Source organism: Streptomyces sp. NPDC057099, assembly GCF_042671245.1.
Taxonomy (GTDB): domain Bacteria; phylum Actinomycetota; class Actinomycetes; order Streptomycetales; family Streptomycetaceae; genus Streptomyces; species Streptomyces purpurascens.
This window is the reverse complement of sequence record NZ_JBHUTX010000008.1, coordinates 252,123-268,097: the sequence shown is the minus strand read 5'-3', so window position 1 is coordinate 268,097 and position 15,975 is coordinate 252,123. Positions and strand designations below refer to the sequence as shown.

General features: G+C 71.5%; 16 protein-coding genes. 8 read left to right on the top strand and 8 right to left on the bottom strand.

The genetic code is table 11. The features are described from left to right. Window positions 1-7: 7 nt before the first annotated feature. Complete coding sequence (locus tag ACFT4A_RS14710) at window positions 8-1,693, bottom strand: SpoIIE family protein phosphatase (protein WP_382829691.1); 1,686 nt, start codon at window positions 1,691-1,693, stop codon at window positions 8-10. 25 nt (window positions 1,694-1,718) lie between these two features. After that, window positions 1,719-2,072 carry an STAS domain-containing protein gene (locus ACFT4A_RS14705; protein ID WP_382829689.1) on the bottom strand — a complete coding sequence of 118 codons (354 nt, stop codon included), beginning with the start codon at window positions 2,070-2,072 and terminating at the stop codon, window positions 1,719-1,721. A 109-nt stretch (window positions 2,073-2,181) separates the two neighbouring features. Between ACFT4A_RS14705 and ACFT4A_RS14700 the strand changes: the two genes are divergently transcribed. The 5 genes from ACFT4A_RS14700 to ACFT4A_RS14680 all read left to right on the top strand — a co-directional run bounded on the left by ACFT4A_RS14700 (window position 2,182) and on the right by ACFT4A_RS14680 (window position 6,906). Further along, complete coding sequence (locus ACFT4A_RS14700) at window positions 2,182-3,147, top strand: MerR family transcriptional regulator (RefSeq protein ID WP_382829687.1); 966 nt, start codon at window positions 2,182-2,184, stop codon at window positions 3,145-3,147. 29 nt (window positions 3,148-3,176) lie between these two features. Continuing rightward, entirely contained in the window at window positions 3,177-4,076 is a 900-nt protein-coding gene (locus tag ACFT4A_RS14695) for a dihydrodipicolinate synthase family protein (RefSeq protein ID WP_382829685.1), read from the top strand. A 37-nt stretch (window positions 4,077-4,113) separates the two neighbouring features. Beyond that, the gene (locus ACFT4A_RS14690) at window positions 4,114-4,203 is read left to right on the top strand and encodes a putative leader peptide (RefSeq protein ID WP_106434236.1); all 90 of its coding nucleotides are present in this window, start codon (window positions 4,114-4,116) and stop codon (window positions 4,201-4,203) included. A 208-nt stretch (window positions 4,204-4,411) separates the two neighbouring features. Beyond that, window positions 4,412-5,821, top strand: coding sequence for an MFS transporter (locus tag ACFT4A_RS14685; RefSeq protein ID WP_382829682.1), 1,410 nt, complete (start codon window positions 4,412-4,414; stop codon window positions 5,819-5,821). An 11-nt stretch (window positions 5,822-5,832) separates the two neighbouring features. Then, complete coding sequence (locus tag ACFT4A_RS14680; RefSeq protein ID WP_382829678.1) at window positions 5,833-6,906, top strand: LLM class flavin-dependent oxidoreductase; 1,074 nt, start codon at window positions 5,833-5,835, stop codon at window positions 6,904-6,906. A 23-nt stretch (window positions 6,907-6,929) separates the two neighbouring features. Here the strand turns inward: ACFT4A_RS14680 and sigJ are convergent, their stop codons facing one another. Next, window positions 6,930-7,847, bottom strand: a complete 918-nt coding sequence (gene sigJ, locus ACFT4A_RS14675) for an RNA polymerase sigma factor SigJ (protein WP_382829675.1) — start codon at window positions 7,845-7,847, stop codon at window positions 6,930-6,932. Window positions 7,848-7,947: 100 nt separating this feature from the next. Here sigJ and ACFT4A_RS14670 point away from each other — a divergent pair, with 100 nt between their 5' ends. Continuing rightward, window positions 7,948-8,322 (top strand): hypothetical protein, encoded by a 375-nt coding sequence (locus ACFT4A_RS14670; protein WP_382829672.1) that lies wholly within the window; start codon window positions 7,948-7,950, stop codon window positions 8,320-8,322. 31 nt (window positions 8,323-8,353) lie between these two features. Here the strand turns inward: ACFT4A_RS14670 and ACFT4A_RS14665 are convergent, their stop codons facing one another. The 3 genes from ACFT4A_RS14665 to ACFT4A_RS14655 all read right to left on the bottom strand — a co-directional run bounded on the left by ACFT4A_RS14665 (window position 8,354) and on the right by ACFT4A_RS14655 (window position 12,673). Continuing rightward, the gene (locus ACFT4A_RS14665) at window positions 8,354-9,970 is read right to left on the bottom strand and encodes an MDR family MFS transporter (protein ID WP_382829670.1); all 1,617 of its coding nucleotides are present in this window, start codon (window positions 9,968-9,970) and stop codon (window positions 8,354-8,356) included. Between the two features lie 89 nt (window positions 9,971-10,059). After that, a complete protein-coding gene (locus ACFT4A_RS14660) occupies window positions 10,060-11,268 on the bottom strand; it encodes a glycosyltransferase (protein WP_382829668.1) in 1,209 nt (402 codons plus the stop codon). A gap of 82 nt (window positions 11,269-11,350) precedes the next feature. Then, window positions 11,351-12,673 carry a UDP-glucose dehydrogenase family protein gene (locus ACFT4A_RS14655; RefSeq protein WP_382829666.1) on the bottom strand — a complete coding sequence of 441 codons (1,323 nt, stop codon included), beginning with the start codon at window positions 12,671-12,673 and terminating at the stop codon, window positions 11,351-11,353. Window positions 12,674-12,951: 278 nt separating this feature from the next. Here ACFT4A_RS14655 and ACFT4A_RS14650 point away from each other — a divergent pair, with 278 nt between their 5' ends. Next, window positions 12,952-13,632, top strand: a complete 681-nt coding sequence (locus tag ACFT4A_RS14650) for a TetR family transcriptional regulator (RefSeq protein WP_382829663.1) — start codon at window positions 12,952-12,954, stop codon at window positions 13,630-13,632. Window positions 13,633-13,642: 10 nt separating this feature from the next. Here the strand turns inward: ACFT4A_RS14650 and ACFT4A_RS14645 are convergent, their stop codons facing one another. Further along, window positions 13,643-14,350 (bottom strand): B3/4 domain-containing protein, encoded by a 708-nt coding sequence (locus ACFT4A_RS14645; protein ID WP_382829661.1) that lies wholly within the window; start codon window positions 14,348-14,350, stop codon window positions 13,643-13,645. 149 nt (window positions 14,351-14,499) lie between these two features. Here ACFT4A_RS14645 and ACFT4A_RS14640 point away from each other — a divergent pair, with 149 nt between their 5' ends. Continuing rightward, entirely contained in the window at window positions 14,500-15,075 is a 576-nt protein-coding gene (locus ACFT4A_RS14640; protein WP_382829658.1) for a helix-turn-helix domain-containing protein, read from the top strand. Between the two features lie 9 nt (window positions 15,076-15,084). Here the strand turns inward: ACFT4A_RS14640 and ACFT4A_RS14635 are convergent, their stop codons facing one another. Next, entirely contained in the window at window positions 15,085-15,789 is a 705-nt protein-coding gene (locus tag ACFT4A_RS14635; protein ID WP_382829655.1) for a FadR/GntR family transcriptional regulator, read from the bottom strand. Window positions 15,790-15,975: the final 186 nt, after the last annotated feature.

Sequence of the window (15,975 nt, the reverse complement as noted above, 5' to 3'; positions counted from 1 at the left end):
CGCGTGGTCAGCCCGTCGGCGTTCGCGGGGGAGTGCGTGCGGCGATGAGGGTGATGTCGTCGCGCGGGTCGCCGAGATCCCGGGCGAGTTTGGCGCACAGCTCGGACAGCGGCAGGTGGTGATGCGTCATGACGTGCCGGCGCAGGCGGGCCATGCCCTCGTCGAGGGACTGGGTGCGGGATTCGACCAGGGCGTCGGTGTAGAGCAGGAGGGTCGCGTCGTCGGGCAACTCGGTGTCGGTGGTGGGGCGCTCGGTGGTGGGGCGCAGTCCCAGGAGCATGGCGCGTGCTCCGGTGAGGTAGCCGACGTCGTCGCCGGTGATCAGCAGGGGTGGGGGGTGGCCCGCGACGGACCAGGATGCCTGCCAGGCCCCACTGGTGCTCCGGCGCAGGCGGGTGAGGATCGCGGTGGCGGAGTCGGCGAGGGTCAGCCGGGCCTGGGCGGTGTCCAGACGGCGCAGGATCTGGCCGGGTGCCTCCTCGGGGCGGTCGACGACCAAGGTGCGGAGCATATTGCGCAGTTCGCTCATGCGGGAGGCGGCCTGGATGTCGTGTCCGGTGACGTCCCCGATGACGAGGACGAGGTCGCCGTCGTGGAGCAGGAAGGCGTCGTACCAGTCGCCGCCGACCTCCGCCGTGTGCTGGGCCGGCTGGTAGTGGGCGGCCAGTTCGATGCCCGGCACATCGGGCAGGTCGGTGAGCAGGGCGCGCTGCAGGGCGGTCGCGATATCGGCCTGGGCGGCGTGCAGGCGGGTGTTGTCCAGGCCCAGGCTGATGCGACGGGCCACCTCCTCCGCCAGGGCGCGGTCGGCGGCGTCGAAAGGCGGGCCTGCCGGTGCGCGGGTGAGGGTCAGTGCCCCGAAGGTGGTGGCGCGCAGCCGCAGCGGAATGACGAAGGCCTCCTGGGCCTGCACCACCGACATCAGGTCGTTTTCCTCGGGCGGCGCGGGTGTCAGGTCCGTCAGGTGCCGGGTGGTGCCTCCCTGCATGACGAGGCTGACGGCCGTGTGGTGGGCGGGGTGCCGCGGCAGCACCTCGCCCTGGTCGGAGAGGGCGGCGGGCAGGACGCCGGCGACGTGGTGGGCGCCGGCCGCGCGGCGGTAGCCATGACCCTCGGCCAGGTCGATCAGCGCGGTGTCCGCGAGGCGGGGCACCAGTTGGCGCACGAGACGGTGCAGCGCCTCGTCGGTGTCCAGGGTGCTGGTCATGGCGAGTGTCAGCTCGCCGAGCCAGGTGGCCTCCGCCAGATCGTATTCGGCCTGCTCACGCATCGTCTCGCTGTGCGCGTACCGCTCGGCGCGGCGGCCCTCCCGCTCCCGTTCGGCCGTCGCGTCGTGGAACACGACGACAGCGCCCTCGCCACCTCCGAGCTCAGCGGGCAGCGGAGCCGCGGTGCACCACACCTGAAGCGGCGTGCCGTCGGCGCGCCGGAGCACGGCGCGGTGGCCACCGGTCCGCCTGCCCGGCGCGACATCCTTCGGAATCGGCCGCTGCGCGGGCACGGCGGCGGTCTCCGGGGCCGACGGGTGCAGGGCGCGGTGGGCGTCGACCCCGACCAGGGCGCCCGGCTCGTAGCCCAGCAGATGCTCCGCCCACGGGTTGCAGGCGATCACCCTGTGCTTGTCGTCCACGGCGTACACACCGGCTTCCACCGAGGCGAACAGCGCCGACATCAGTGCCTCGTCCACACCCACCCCAACGAGCTTCTTCCGCGGGTCGTCACCGGCACGGGGCCTCGCACGCCGCAGGAACGCCCGGGAAGACCTCGACGGCCGTGCTCAGCCCCGTCAGCTCCAGCAGCCGGCGCACCTGCTCACCCGGGGCAGCCAGACGCAGCGTCCCGCCGAGCGCTCCGACCCGCCGCGCCCCGTACACCAGCACGCTCAGACCGGACGAATCCATGAACGACACCTGCTCCAGATCCAGCACGATCCGTGCCTGGTCCTCGACGATCAGCGCGTCCAGGGCTTCACGCAGCGCCGGGGCCAGCGCCCGGTCCAGCTCGCCGGTGAGGACCACCACCGCCCACCCTCCACAGTCCTCGGAGCGTCGTACGCCGTGCACCGGAACCATGGAGGTTCCTCCTCACTGTGGAATCCCCTCATCATCGCACCGGACAGCGGCCTCGCTTGACCTTGCCCTCCGGGGCAGGGTTTAGCGTGCGAGCAGCGAGGTGAGCGAGATGAGGATCAGTGAGCTCGCACGTCGGGCCGACGTGACGACGAAAGCAGTGCGGTACTACGAGTCCCTGGGGCTGATCACGCCCGGGCGTCTCGGCAACGGCTACCGGGACTACGCGGAGGACGACGTACGTCTCGTACGGGAGATCAGGGTCCTGCACCGGCTTGGCATCCCGGTCGAGAGCACCCGGCCCTTCCTGGAGTGCCTGGCCGCCGGGAGCCCGTACGCCGACGACTGCCCCGCCTCACTCGCCGCCTACCGGGCGGCCATCGACGAGCTCACCGAGCGGATCGAGGCACTGAGCGCCCGCCGCGCGACGCTGATCACCAACCTGCAGGCCGCGGCCCACCGGGGCAGCGGTGCCGCACCGCCCGAGACCGCCGGGACACCGGGTGGGCACTGTCTGACCCTGCCCGCGGAGCTGCCCGTCCCCGAGGACGACGGTGCCGCCGCCCACCTGCCCGGCACGAGAATGCCGCCCCTGGCGCTGCCGAACACCGCGGGCCGGGCGGTCCGGCTGGACGCGCTCGGGCCCCGGCGCACGGTGATCTACATCTACCCCCTCACCGGACGCCCCGGCACCGACCTGCCGGAAGGCTGGAACTCCATCCCCGGCGCCCGCGGCTGCACCCCCGAGGCATGCGGCTTCCGGGACCACTTCCAGGACCTCCTCGAAGCCGGCGCCGGCCGTGTCCACGGGCTGTCCAGCCAGGGCACCGACTACCAGAACGAGGTCGTGGAGCGGCTCGGCCTGCCCTTCGACATGCTCTCCGACCCCGCCCTCGGTCTCGCCGACACCCTCGGACTGCCCACCTTCGAGGCCGACGGGGCGAGACTGTTCAAGCGGCTGACACTCGTCGTCCGCGACAGTGTGATCGAGCACGCCTTCTACCCGGTCTTCCCGCCGAACGAGCACGCCCGGCAGGTCCTGGCCTGGCTGCGCGAGAACCCTCCGCCCACGACGTGACGAACCAACCCGTACCGAGGAGTCCTGCCATGTTCCGCGGCCTCAGCGCCTTCCCCCTCACGCCCACGACGGAAGAAGGCATCGACGAGCGGGCGTTCAGCGCCCTCGTCTCCCGCCTCGCCGCAGCGGGCGTCGACTCCATCGGCGCCCTCGGCTCCACCGGCGGCTACGCCTACCTCACCCGCGAGCAGCGCGCCCGCGTGGCGAGGCTCGCGGTCGAAGCCGCCGACGGCGTCCCGGTCATGGCCGGCATCGGGGCCCTGCGCACCTCGGAGGTACGCGCCGTCGCCGAGGACGCGCAGATGGCGGGCGTGTCCGCGGTCCTGCTCGCCCCGATGACGTATCAGTCCCTCACCGACGACGAGGTGTTCGGCCTCTACGAGAGCGTCAGCGGTGAGCTGTCGGTGCCGCTGTGCGTGTACGACAACCCCCGCACCACCCACGTCCACTTCACCGACGAACTCCACGGCCGTATCGCCGGGTTGCCGAACGTGGCCGCGGTCAAGATTCCGCCGGTGCCCGACGACCGGGAGGCCGCGCGACAGCGCGTCGCGGCGTTGCGGGCGCTGCTCCCGGACACGGTCAGTATCGGTGTGAGCGGCGACTGGACGGCGGCCACCGGACTGAACGCCGGATGCGACGCGTGGTACTCGGTCACCGGCGGCCTGTTCCCCGCCACCGCCCTCGCCCTCACCCGGGCCGCCCAGGCCGGCGACACGGCCGGCGCCACGGCTCACTCCGAGCGGCTGGAGCCCCTTTGGGAGTTCATCCGCCAGTACGGCGGCCTGCGGGTGATGTCGGCGGCCGCCTCGCAGCTGGGTCTCGCCGCCGAGCCGAATCTCCCGCTGCCCCTGCGGGGCCTGCCCTCCGACGCCCGACGCCGACTGGTCACCGTCCTGGAGAACCTCGGCCTGGGAACGAGTGCGTGACCTGCCTACTTGAGTTCGGCGGGGTTGCTCACGCACAATGCCAGGCATGACCGCTGCCGCCGACATCCTCGTGGGACGACTGCACGTTGATCTGTGCCGCCAGTCCAGCGCGACCTGTCGCGGCTGACGACCAAGAGCCCATGAGTTCCCCGGCGGCGTAGGGCCACCGGGTCGTCAGCCTTCGCGCGTCCGCGTCCCCCACAGCAGCATGCGCACCGGTCAAGGCTGCGGCCATCCCAACTTTCACGCGCCCTTGCGTGCTCCGACGCGTCCCTGGACGTACGTCCCCGCGTCGGCATGCCCGCACGCCGTCTCCGCACCCCACTCGGAGCCACATGTCCGCGCATGCAACCCAGACACCGGAAGCCCAGAAGCCGGAACAAGAAGCCCCCGCTCCCTCCCGGCTGAGGACCGTGGTGCTCGCCAGTCTGCTGGGCACCACCGTTGAGTGGTACGACTTCTTCCTCTATGCCACGGCCGCCGGGCTCGTCTTCGACAAGCTGTTCTTCCCCACGACCAACGGCACGGTCGGCACGATGCTGTCCTTCGCGACGTTCGCCGTGGGCTTCGTCGCCCGCCCCGTGGGCGGTCTGCTCTTCGGGCACATCGGGGACCGGATCGGCCGTAAGCACACCCTGGCCTTCACCATGGGGCTGATGGGCGTCTCCACCGCCCTGATCGGTCTGCTGCCCACATATCAGCAGGTCGGCATCCTCGCGCCCGCGCTGCTGCTGGTCCTGCGGGTCGCGCAGGGCGTCGCGCTGGGCGGGGAGTGGGCCGGAGCGGTGCTGCTCGCGGTGGAGTACGGGCCCGACGGCCGCAAGGGCCGGTTCGGCAGCTGCCCGCAGATCGGGCTCGCCCTCGGACTGGCCCTGGGGACCGGCGTGTTCGCGCTGCTGAGCGACGCGCTCAGCGACGAGGCGTTCCTCGCCTACGGGTGGCGGATCGCCTTCCTCGTCAGCCTGGTGCTGGTGGTGGTCGGGCTGGCCGTGCGGCTGAAGATCGACGAGACGCCGGCGTTCCGAGCCGTACGCCGTCTTCAGGAACTGCCGCGTTCCGCGCCGCTGGTGGAGCTGATGCGTGCGCCGCGGGCCCGTCGGCACGTCCTGCTCGGGATGCTCGCCCGGTGGGGCGAGGGGGCCGCCTTCAACACCTGGGCCGTCTTCGCCATCACCTACGCGACCGGAACGCTGAAGCTGGACCGTACGCCGGTGCTGCTCGCGGTCACCGCCGCGGCGCTGGTGATGGCCGTGCTGATACCGGTGTCCGGGGCTGCGGTCGACCGGCGCGGGGCCCGCCGGGTCTACGTCACCGGCATGGCCGCGTTCTCCGTCTCGGTCTTCCCGGCGTTCTGGCTCTTCGGCACCGGCGGGACCTGGGCCTTCGCGGCGGCGCTGGTCGTGACGCTCGGGGTCGTGCACGCCTGGTTCTACGGCGCCCAGGGCACCCTGTTCGCCGCCCTCTTCGCCACCCCGGTCCGGTACACGGGCATGTCCTTCGTCTACCAGATGTCCGGCATCTTCGCGTCCGGCATCACCCCGCTGATCATGACCGCCCTGCTGGCACTCGGTTCGGGCAGCCCGTGGTGGGCCTGCGGCTATCTGGCACTGACCGGCCTGGTCAGTGTGTGGGCGACCGGCCGGCTGCGGGACGGGGATCTGCACGTCCCGACCGGTACGGCGTCCCTGGCGAAGGCCGACGAACTCCCGGCCCGGACCCGGCGTCCCGGCGCCGGCCGACCGTGATCGGAGACAGGATGAGCCCCGAATTCCTCTGGTACATCCCCAACACCGTCGAGCCGGGCCACCGCGGCGACGACACGACGACCGGCTGGGGTTCCATCGAGTTCTCCACCGACCTCGCCCGCACGGCGGAGGAACACGGCTGGGGCGGTGCGCTCATCGGGACCGGGTGGGGGCGGCCGGACACCTTCACCGTCGCCACCGCGCTGGCCGCCCGGACCACCACCTTCAAACCCCTGATAGCCGTGCGCCCCGGCTACTGGCAGCCCGCGCACTTCGCCACCGCCGCGGCGACACTCGACCAGCTCAGCCGTGGCCGGGTCCTCATCAACATCGTCAGCGGACTCGACAACCTGGCCGCGTACGGCGACACCCGCGGCGACCCCGCCCAACGGTACGCGCGCACCGAGGAGTTCCTGCGTCTCGTACGACGGCTGTGGACCGAGGAGGACGTGACGTACACGGGGGAGCACTTCCAGGTCGAGCGATCCACGGTGACGCCACGGCCGTACGCCACCGACGCGAGGGCGCATCCGACGCTCTACTTCGGCGGTGCCTCCGAGGCCGCCGAACGGGTGTCGGCGGCGGAGGCGGATGTGCAGCTCTTCTGGGGCGAGCCCCTCGACGGGATCGCCGAACGCATCGACCGGCTCAAGACGTTGAGCGAGCAGGTGGGCCGCCGGCACAAGCCCCTCGAGTTCGGGCTGCGGATCACCACGCTGGTGCGCGACACCACGGAGGAGGCGTGGCGGGCGGCCGAGGAGAAGACCGCGGCGATGGCGGAGGCCGGGGCGCGCGAGCTGACCTGGACGGGCAACCGCGGCACCGCCGTCGGACAGCGACGGCTCCTCGACCTCGCCGCGCGCGGCGAAGTGCTCGACACCTGCCTCTACACGACGCCCGGCAGACTCGGCGGTGGCGGAGCGGGAACCACCTGGCTGGTCGGCTCCGCCACCGACGTCGCCACGGCCCTGCACGCATACCGCAAGCTCGGCATCACCCACTTCGTGCTCTCCGACACGCCCTACAAACAGGAGACCATCCGAGTCGGCGACCAGCTCCTGCCCAGGCTGCGGGGCAGCGGATGAGGACAGGTTCGGGCGCGGTGGAATCAGCCCTCCCGTGCCCACGGCCGTAGCTTCTCCGGGTTGCGGATCGCCCAGATCCGGGTGACGCGTCCGTCGGAGACATCGAACGCGGCTACGGTCATCACGACGCCGGCACGCTGGGCCACCAGGCCGGGCACACCGTTGACCGACCGCTCCAGGAGTTCGAGCCCGGGAGCCTTGTCGGCGATGGCGACCATGTACTGGGCGATGCGCGTGCCGCCCTCGACCGGGCGCAGGACGGTGCCGACCAGGCCGCCGCCGTCGGCGGTCATCACGGCGGCCGGGTCGAGAAGTCCGACGAGGGCCGCGATGTCCTTCGTCTCCCATGCCTCTTTGACGTGCCTCACCACGTCGGCCCGGCCGTTCGTCGGCACCGGAGCGCGCGCGGCGCTCACCCGCCGGCGGGCGGAGGCCGCCAGCTGCTTGCAGGCGGCAGGGGTACGGCCGAGCACACCGGCGATCTCGGCGAACGGGTAGCGGAAGACGTCGTGCAGGACGAACGCCACTCGCTCGGCGGGCGTCATCGACTCCAGGACGACGAGGAAGGCCATGGTCACCGACTCGTCCAGGACGATCTGGTCGGCGGGGTCCGCGGGGCCGGTGGCGTCGGCGCCGCCCGCCTGGTCCCACTCGGTGCGGTCGGGCAGCGGCTCGGGCAGCCACGCGCCGACATAGCGTTCACGGCGCGCCCGTGCCGAGCCGAGCAGGTCCAGGCAGATGCGGCCGGTCACCGTCGTCAGCCAGGCGCCGGGGGACAGGATCTCCTCCTGCCGGCTGCGTGACAGCCCGTACCAGCGTGCGTAGGCGTCCTGTACGGCGTCCTCCGCCTCGGTCACCGAACCGAGCAACCGGTAAGCGACATTGATCAGTTGGCGTCGCTCGCCGGCTATCTCATCCGTTCTGGTCCCGACTGTCCCCATGGTTTCGGCCCCCCTCGCCTTACCTTTCGCGGGCCCGCGTCGTCGGGCTGGTGAGACCTTATCGATCTACCGCCCGACGGCGGGAAAAGGGGACTGTGACATGGCCACTCAGGTGACGGCGCCGGTGAACGCGCAGCGCACTTCCTCGTTCCTGCGGATCGCGATCGCCCTGCAGACCCTGACCATCTTCCTCCAGGCGGTCTCGGCCGGACTGCTGCTGACCTCGTCCTACGGGGCGATGCTGCACGATGTCGGAGCCCGGGTGACGTACGGGGCGTCGATGCTGTACCTCCTCGCGGCCGTGCTGGCGTGGAAGCCGGGCGGCGGCTCGCCCCGGCCTGTCCGGCACGCCACGGGTTTCCTCGTACTCGCCTCGGCCCAGGTAGTGCTCGGCATCGCGCACGTGCCGTCGGTCCATCTCCCTCTGGGCGTCCTGATGTTCGGTCTGAGCGTGCTGGCGCTGGCCCGGCGCTGAGGTCCGACAGCGGGCGGCCCCGAGCCGGAGGCTACTCGTCGGACAGCGTGAGGTCCGGGACCCGCCAGGCCGCGATCACGAAGGCGGCCAGGGACACCGCGGCGCCCGTGAGGAACACGATGCGCATCGATGCGACGTAGCCCTCAAGGAACGGCAGCGTCACGCTCGGGTCGAGGGCGCGCAGGAACGCGGAGTCCTCCAGGTCGACGCCGCCGTCGGGGCGGAGCACTCCCGTCAGGGCGTGCGCGTTGTCGGGCTGGGCCAGCAGCCGGCGGTAGCCCGGGTCCTGGCGGGCCTCGGCCAGCCGGTCGGCGATGCTGCCGGCCGCCGTGGTGAACAGGACCGACAGGAACGCCGCGGTGCCGACCGTGCCGCCGTTGGAGCGGAAGAAGTTGACCGAGGCCGTCGCCGCGCCCATGTCCGTACGGGGCACCTCGCACTGCGCGAGCGTGGTGAGCGTCTGCATCGACGCGCCGAGCCCGGCGCCCATCAGGGCCATGCCGAGCGCCGGGTGCCACAGCGGGCTGTCCGCCCGTAGCGTGGCGAAGACCAGCATCGCCGCGGTGAACGAGCCGACACCGGCGACGAGATGGACCTTGAACCGCCCCGTCCGGGCGATCATCCGGCCCGTCAGCATCGTCACCGCGAGGTTCGCGGCGACCGTGGGCAGGGTGGCCAGGCCCGCCGCGATGGGGCTCATCCCGCGCACGAGCTGCAGGTAGAGCGGCAGCGTCGTCATCGCGCCGAACATGCCGATGCCGACGACGAAATGTAGCCCGACGCCCAGCCGGAAGGTCCGGATGCGGAACAGGCGCGGCGGCAGCAGCGCGGCATCGCCCGACCGCCGCTCGACGACCAGGAACACGGCCAGGCCCGCCACACCGATCGCGTACATCGACAGGGCCAGGGGCGAGCCCCACCCCCAGGTACGGCCCTGCTCGGCGACGGTCAGCAGCGGCACGATGCCCACGGCCAGGGAGAGCGCCCCGGCGTAGTCGAGCCGGTGCCGCACCCGCCGGTGCGGGAAGCGCAGCACACGCATGATCGTCACCGCGGCCGCGGCGGCGAGCGGCACGTTGATCAGGAAGATCCAGCGCCAGCCGGCGATGCCGAGCAGCTCGGCCCGGTCCGCGAACGCACCGCCCACCAGCGGTCCGGCGATGCTGGCACCGCCGAACACGGCCATGAAGTAGCCCTGGTACCGGCCCCTCTCGCGAGGGGAGGTGATGTCGGCGATGATCGTCATCGCGAGTGACATCAGCCCGCCGCCACCGAGCCCCTGAACGGCGCGGAACGCCGCGAGTTCATAGATCGACGTGGCACATCCGCACAGCAGTGAGCCGACGGTGAACAGGGCGATCGCGGCGAGGTAGACGGGCCTGCGGCCGTGGATGTCGGAGAGCTTGCCGTAGAGCGGGGTCGCGAGGGTGGCGGTGATGAGATACGCGGTCGTCACCCACGCCTGGGCCGTCAGTCCGTGCAGATCGTCGGCGATGGTCCGCAGCGCGGACGAGACCACCGTCTGGTCCAGCGCCCCCAGGAACATGCCGAGGACCAGACCGGACATGACGGTGGTGATCTGCCGGTGACTGAGCCGCGGGGGTATGTCCCCGGACGCGCCCTGTTCTTGGGTGTCGGAGAAGGTCACGTGTCGTCCTTGGAGTGGGGCGGGTACGGCTCGCGGGTACGGGCCGCCCCGGGGGTTCCGGAGCAGCCCGTACCGGGGGAACCGGGCGGCTAGCCGGCGATCTTCGCCAGGTCACCGACCGCCTGATCGACCTCGGGCAGCGTCAGCATCGCCAGCTGGGCCGACCGGGCCCGCGCCCGGGGCCCGGGATCGGCGAGGAGCCCCCGGCACGCTTCGGCGATGCCGGCCGCGGTGCGGTCCGTGATGTGACGGCCGAGTCCCAGTTCCTGCACCCGGTCCGCGTTGGCGGGCTGGTCGCCGAAGTGCGGCAGTACCGCCAGCGGCGTGCCGGTGCGCATGGCCTCGCGGATGCTGTTGAAGCCGCCGTGGGTGACGAACAGGTCGACCGACTCCAGCAGCAGCGGCTGCGGCACCCGGTCGGCGACGTGGACGTGCCCGGGGAGCCCTTCGGTGTCCACCTGGATCCCGGACGTCGACACGACCACCGTGCAGTCGTCCAGCTCGGCCGCCGCCCCCAGGATCGCATCGAGGCTCTCGGTGGGGTCCGGCAGCTTCACGGGCAGAGGCGTGTCCCGGCCCGCCACGCGCTCCCGCATCACCGGCAGGGCGGTGCCGATCGCCGCGTACACCAGCGGCCGGTCCGTGGGCAGCCGGGCGAGCCACTCCGGCAGCACGCCGCCGCGTTCGACGTCCACCGTCTGCCGGTAGGCCCACGCCTCGTGCAGATGCCGGGCGAAGGAGAAGGCGGACGGCACGTAGTCGACGCGGCCGTGCGGAACGAGGGACAGCGGGTCTTCCCGCACGGGCAGTCCCAGCTCCTCGCGCCGCTCGTTGAGCTGAGGCAGCACCTCCACGGGGTCCAGGATGTTGCTGAACCCGGAAGGCGTCGGCAACTGCGGTACGCCCAGCAGCTCGGCGGTCAGCACCGCACCCATGTCCATGCCGTCCCGCAGGATCACATCCGGCCGGAAGTCCTTGGCGAGGGGGAGCAGGATGTCCAGGTGCGGCTTGACTCCCGGCCCGGCCACATGGCGCATCAGCAGCCGGGTCAGCGCGGCCGTCGGCTCCGTGAGGTCGGCGGTCTCCTGGAGCTCGGCGAGGTAGGGTCCCATCGCGGCGAGCGGATCGAACTCCGGCAGAGCGGCGTTCACTTGAACGTCGTCGTCACGGAAGACGGGGGCGAGGGCTTCGGTGGTGACCACCAGAACCTGATGCCCGGCCTTGGAGAGGGCGCGCAGCAGCGGCAGTTGAGCACGTCCGTGGGAGGGACTGCCGAGCGTGGTGCACAGAACCCGCATGGAGGGTGAGCCTTTCTCTTCGGGATTCTTCTTCGGCGACACAGAGGAGAGGGCAGGGGGTACGGGCCGCCCTACCCGGGGGTCACGCCACCCGCGTCGGCGACTCCGCGTGTCCGATGCCCTGCAGGCTCAGTCCGGCCCGCGCGAGCCGGTCCGCGTTCAGCAGGTTGCGGAAGTCGTGGACCTCGTGGCCGGCCATGCGCGCGGCGATCGCCGCCCAGTCGAGGTCACGCAGCTCCGGCCACTCGGTGAGGACGAGACAGGCCGCCGCCCCCTCCGCCGCCCGCACCGGGTCGTCGGCCAGCTCGACCAGATCGCTCAGGTCGGGCCGCTCCTCGCGCAACGCCGGGTCGTACGCCGTGAGTTCGGCGCCCCGCTCGCGCAGCAGCCGGGCGACGGAGAGCGCGGGGGAGTCGCGCAGGTCGGAGGTGCCGGCCTTGAAGGTCAGGCCGTACAGGGCGAGCCGTACGCCGTGCAGCGAACCGTCCTCGGCGCGTCCGCACGCGGCGGCGACCCGGTCGACGAGCTGCCGCTGGTGGGCGACATTGGTCTCGATGGTGGCGCGCAGCAGGGGGAAGTCGACCCTGGCCAGATCGCACACGGTCAGCAGGGCGTGGGTGTCCTTGGGCAGACAGGAACCGCCCCAGCCGGGTCCGGGCCGCAGGAACGCGGAGCCGATGCGCGGGTCCCGGCCTATGCCCTCGGTGACATCGTCGATGTCGGCGCCGAAGCGTTCGCAGACGGTGGCGAGGTTGTTGGCGAAGGACAGCTTCATCGCGAGGAAGAAGTTCGCCGCGTACTTGGTCAGTTCGGCGCTGGCGGCGTCGGTGAGCACCAGTGGCGTGTCCAATTCGGCGTACAGATCGGCCACGCGCCGGGCGGCGTCCTGGTCGGCGGAGCCGATGACGATCCGGTCGGGGTGCAGGAAGTCCTGGACGGCGCGGCCCTCGCGCAGGAACTCCGGGTTGCTCACCACGGCCACGTCGTCCCGGCCGAGCAGCGCGGCCACGCGCTCACACGTACCGACCGGCACCGTCGACTTGTTGACGACGACACAGCCGGGCGGCAGCACGTCGCGGATCTGGGCGGCCACGGCCTCCACGGCGGCGAGATCGGCCGCGCCGCCCGCCCCCATGGGTGTGGGCAGGCACAGGAACACCACGTCCGCCTCGGCGACGGCGGCCGCGGTGTCGCCCGTGAAGTCGAGCCGGTCCGCGTCCAGGGACTCCCGGACGGTCTCGGGCAGACCGGGCTCCAGGATGTCCACCCGGGCCTCACGCAGCCGCTCGACCTTGTGCGGGTCGGCGTCCGCGCACACCACGGAGTGCCCGAGAGAGGCCAGACAGGCGCCGGTTGTCAGTCCGACGTAGCCGGTTCCGATGACGGCGACGCGTCGAGCAGGCACAGAAGATCACCTTTTCCGGTCGGTGGGGGATGCCCGCGTGGGACGGCTTGTGGGCGTGCGCCGTCGTGTCCTGCGGGCGGACCTGAAGGGCCGACTCCGTCGTACGGCCCGGGCACAGCGAGGACTCAAGTCACCAATCGTTGACCTGAGTCAGGTATGGCATGCGGCGAGAACGTAAGTCAACGATTGATGACATCGGTCGGTGACTTTGAGACAGTCGCCGCAGACTGGAACATGGGCGGATGGCCGAGGGGCCGTGGACCACGGAGGTGCGGTACGTGACCGGAGCACACAAGGGCGAGGCGTCGAAGGCGGAGGCCTGTCGGCCCGCCCACAAACGCTCGGCGTCGGGGACGCGTACCGCGCTGCGGGCCGCCGCGGCATTCCGCTTCGGCAAGTACGGCTACGAGGGCACCAGCGTGCGCGACATCGCGGGCGACGTCGGTGTGGACGCGGCTCTCGTCTACCGCTACTTCGGCTCGAAAGAAGCGCTGTTCAACGACGTGTCGGGTACGGGCAAGATATTCGAGCCGCTGCTGGAGGAGCCGGTCGAGGCGATACCCGACTGGTTCTGCGCGCTGCTCATGGGTCCCCCGAAGGAGGGCGATTTCCCGCACCCGGTGCTGTCCGTGCTGCGCTCTTCCGGCCGGGACGAGGCGGTGGCGCGGCTGCGGGCGGACTTCACGGAGGTGTTCTCCCAGCGTCTGGCCGCCCGGATCGGGGGCCCCGACGCGGACCTGCGGGCGGAACTCCTGGCGGCCTGGATGCTCGGCACCAGCCTGATGCGGTCGGAGATCCGCCCACCCGCCCTGGCCTCGGCGCCGGACGCCACGCTGGAGCGCTACCTTCGAGCGGGCATCGAGGTCCTGCTGGGCCCGGCGCCGGGGGACGGTGAGGGGACGGCCGGAGCCGGGGAAGAAGGTCCCCGCATCGGCGACAACTGCCCCGACGCGGGTTGAGGCAGGGGCCTCAGACGGTGACCTGGGGCCGGGCCGGGGTGAGGTGGTACCCGGCCGTCCGCGTGGCGTGCGGGGCGAGCAGGTCCAGCAGTTGGCCGGCGGCGAGCTTGAGGAGGTCGCCGTCGCGCTCCGCGTGGAGGGTTTCCAGGGCGAAGGCCACGCGGGTGGAGTCCTCGGTGACGCGGGTGCGGTGGGCGTCGCGGTGGTTCCAGTGCCGGGTCAGCACCCCGGCGGCGTCCGCGTAGACGATCTCGCCGGGCTTGGGGTGCTCGACGGTGTCGGGTTCGCCGAGCGGGGTGAAGGACTCGGTGCCGTCCGCGTGATGGATGCCGACGTCGCCGGTGACGTGGTCCAGGTCGAAGGCGCCGGCGGGCAGGCCGTGTCGGACCGAGACGGCGTTGTAGGAGTCGACGGCCGGATTGATGCGCGGCAGCGTTCCCTTCTTCGCGAAGCGACGGCCGAGTGCGTCGACGCTGGGGCGGATACGCCGGGGGTTGGTGCCGAACGAGCGGTAGGCGGTGTGCCAGGCCTCGATGCGGGGGTCGGTCTCGTCGGCCGGGTGCCAGCTGCCGGCGGCGACCTGCTGCTCCAGCTCCTCCAGGACCGCGCTGGTCCGGGGCCAGGGCTCGCGGCCGCGTAGGCCGGTGGCGGTGACCAGGGCGATGAGGGTGCCGGGGAAGGCGTCCGCGACGGCGGGGGAGAGGCGGAAGGAGGTCATGGGCGGGGTTTCCGTTTCCAGCAGAGCGATCACAGCACGTCCCTTACCATTCAATGGAACGACCAGACCGTACAACGCAACGACCGGATAGTGTCAACCAAACGACTGTGCGGTGCAGTGGAATGATCGATGGTGAGGAGGGAGATCGGATGGCCGAGACGGCCGCGACCCTGCGGACGGTCGCGCACAACGTCCGGGCGGCGCGCACCCGGGCCGGCCTGTCCCTGGAGGAGCTCGGCCGCCGGGCCCAGGTGAGCAAGGGGGCCCTGGTCGCCTTGGAGAGAGCCCAGGGCAATCCCAATCTGGCCACCCTGGTCCGCCTGGCCGACACCCTCGGCATCTCGGTGTCCGCCCTGATGCAGGGGCCGCCCGAAGGCCGTGTCGTCCGTGTCGTGGCCGCGGACGCCGTGGCTCCCCTGTGGACCGGCGAGAGGGGCAGCGAGGCCCGGCTCATGCTGACGACCTCGGGCCCGGCCCCGGTGGAGGTCTGGCGCTGGCGCCTGGAGCCGGACGAGGAATACCCCAGTCACCCCCACCAGGCGGGAGTCGTGGAAACCGTCAGCGTCACATCGGGCCGCATGACCCTGATCGTCGACGGCACGGAACACGCTCTGGAAGCCGGGCAGACCGCCACGTTCGACGGCGACGCCTCGCACACCTACCGAGGCTCCGGCGTGGAACCCTGCGACCTGATCATGACGGTCCACCTGCCGCCCGCGCCCTGAATCGCTGCCTCAGCTCGACAGAGCCGCGCCCGAGCCCAGGTGTTCCCGCAGCCACTGCTCGGTGTTGCTCACATGAAGCAGTGCCGCCGCCTGACTGAGGGCGGCATCACGGGCGGCCAGGGCCCGGAAGATAGCCTCGTGTTCGGCGAGGGTCCGCCCCGCGGCCTGGGTGTCGACCAGACCGCGCCAGATGCGGGCCCGCAGGGTGCGGCCCGAGATGCCTTCCAGCAGCGTGAGGAGGCTCTCGTTGCCCGTGGCCGAGACGACGGCGCGATGGAAGGCGGCGTCATGGGCATTGAGCCGTTCGACATCGTCACGGGCCTCGCGCATGGCATCCAAGTGTCGCTCCACCTCGGCCAGTTGAGCGTCGGAGATCCGGGTGGCGGCCAGCGCCGTGGCGACCGGCTCCAGGAGTCGCCGTACCTCCATGAGGTCCTGGAGCGCGGCCGAGTCGCCCTGCAGCAGTTCCACCGCACCGCCGAGCCCTCCGAGGAGCAGACTCGGCTGCAGGCTGGTCACATAGGTGCCGTCGCCCCGCCGGATCTCCAGCACGCGAGCGACGGCCAGTGCCTTGACGGCTTCGCGCGCCAGATTGCGGGACAGGCCCAACTGGGCGGCCAGGTCCGCCTCCGGAGGCAGCTTCGAACCGGGAGGCAGGGCGCCGGTCCTGATCAGCTCGCGAATCTGCTCGATGGCCTTGTCCGTGAGCGACATCGCGAACTCCTCACCGGCTGGATAGTGCTGGGAAACATACCATGTCTGGCCGATCGGAAAGTCATGGTAAATGGAGAAATGCCAGGTGTGGAGCAGAGTTTGTGGGCGCCTTCCATCTCGTCGCACCCGTTGACATCCCATGATTCAGGGTCGATCTTCGTGCGTAACGTCTCCTGCCCCCTCATA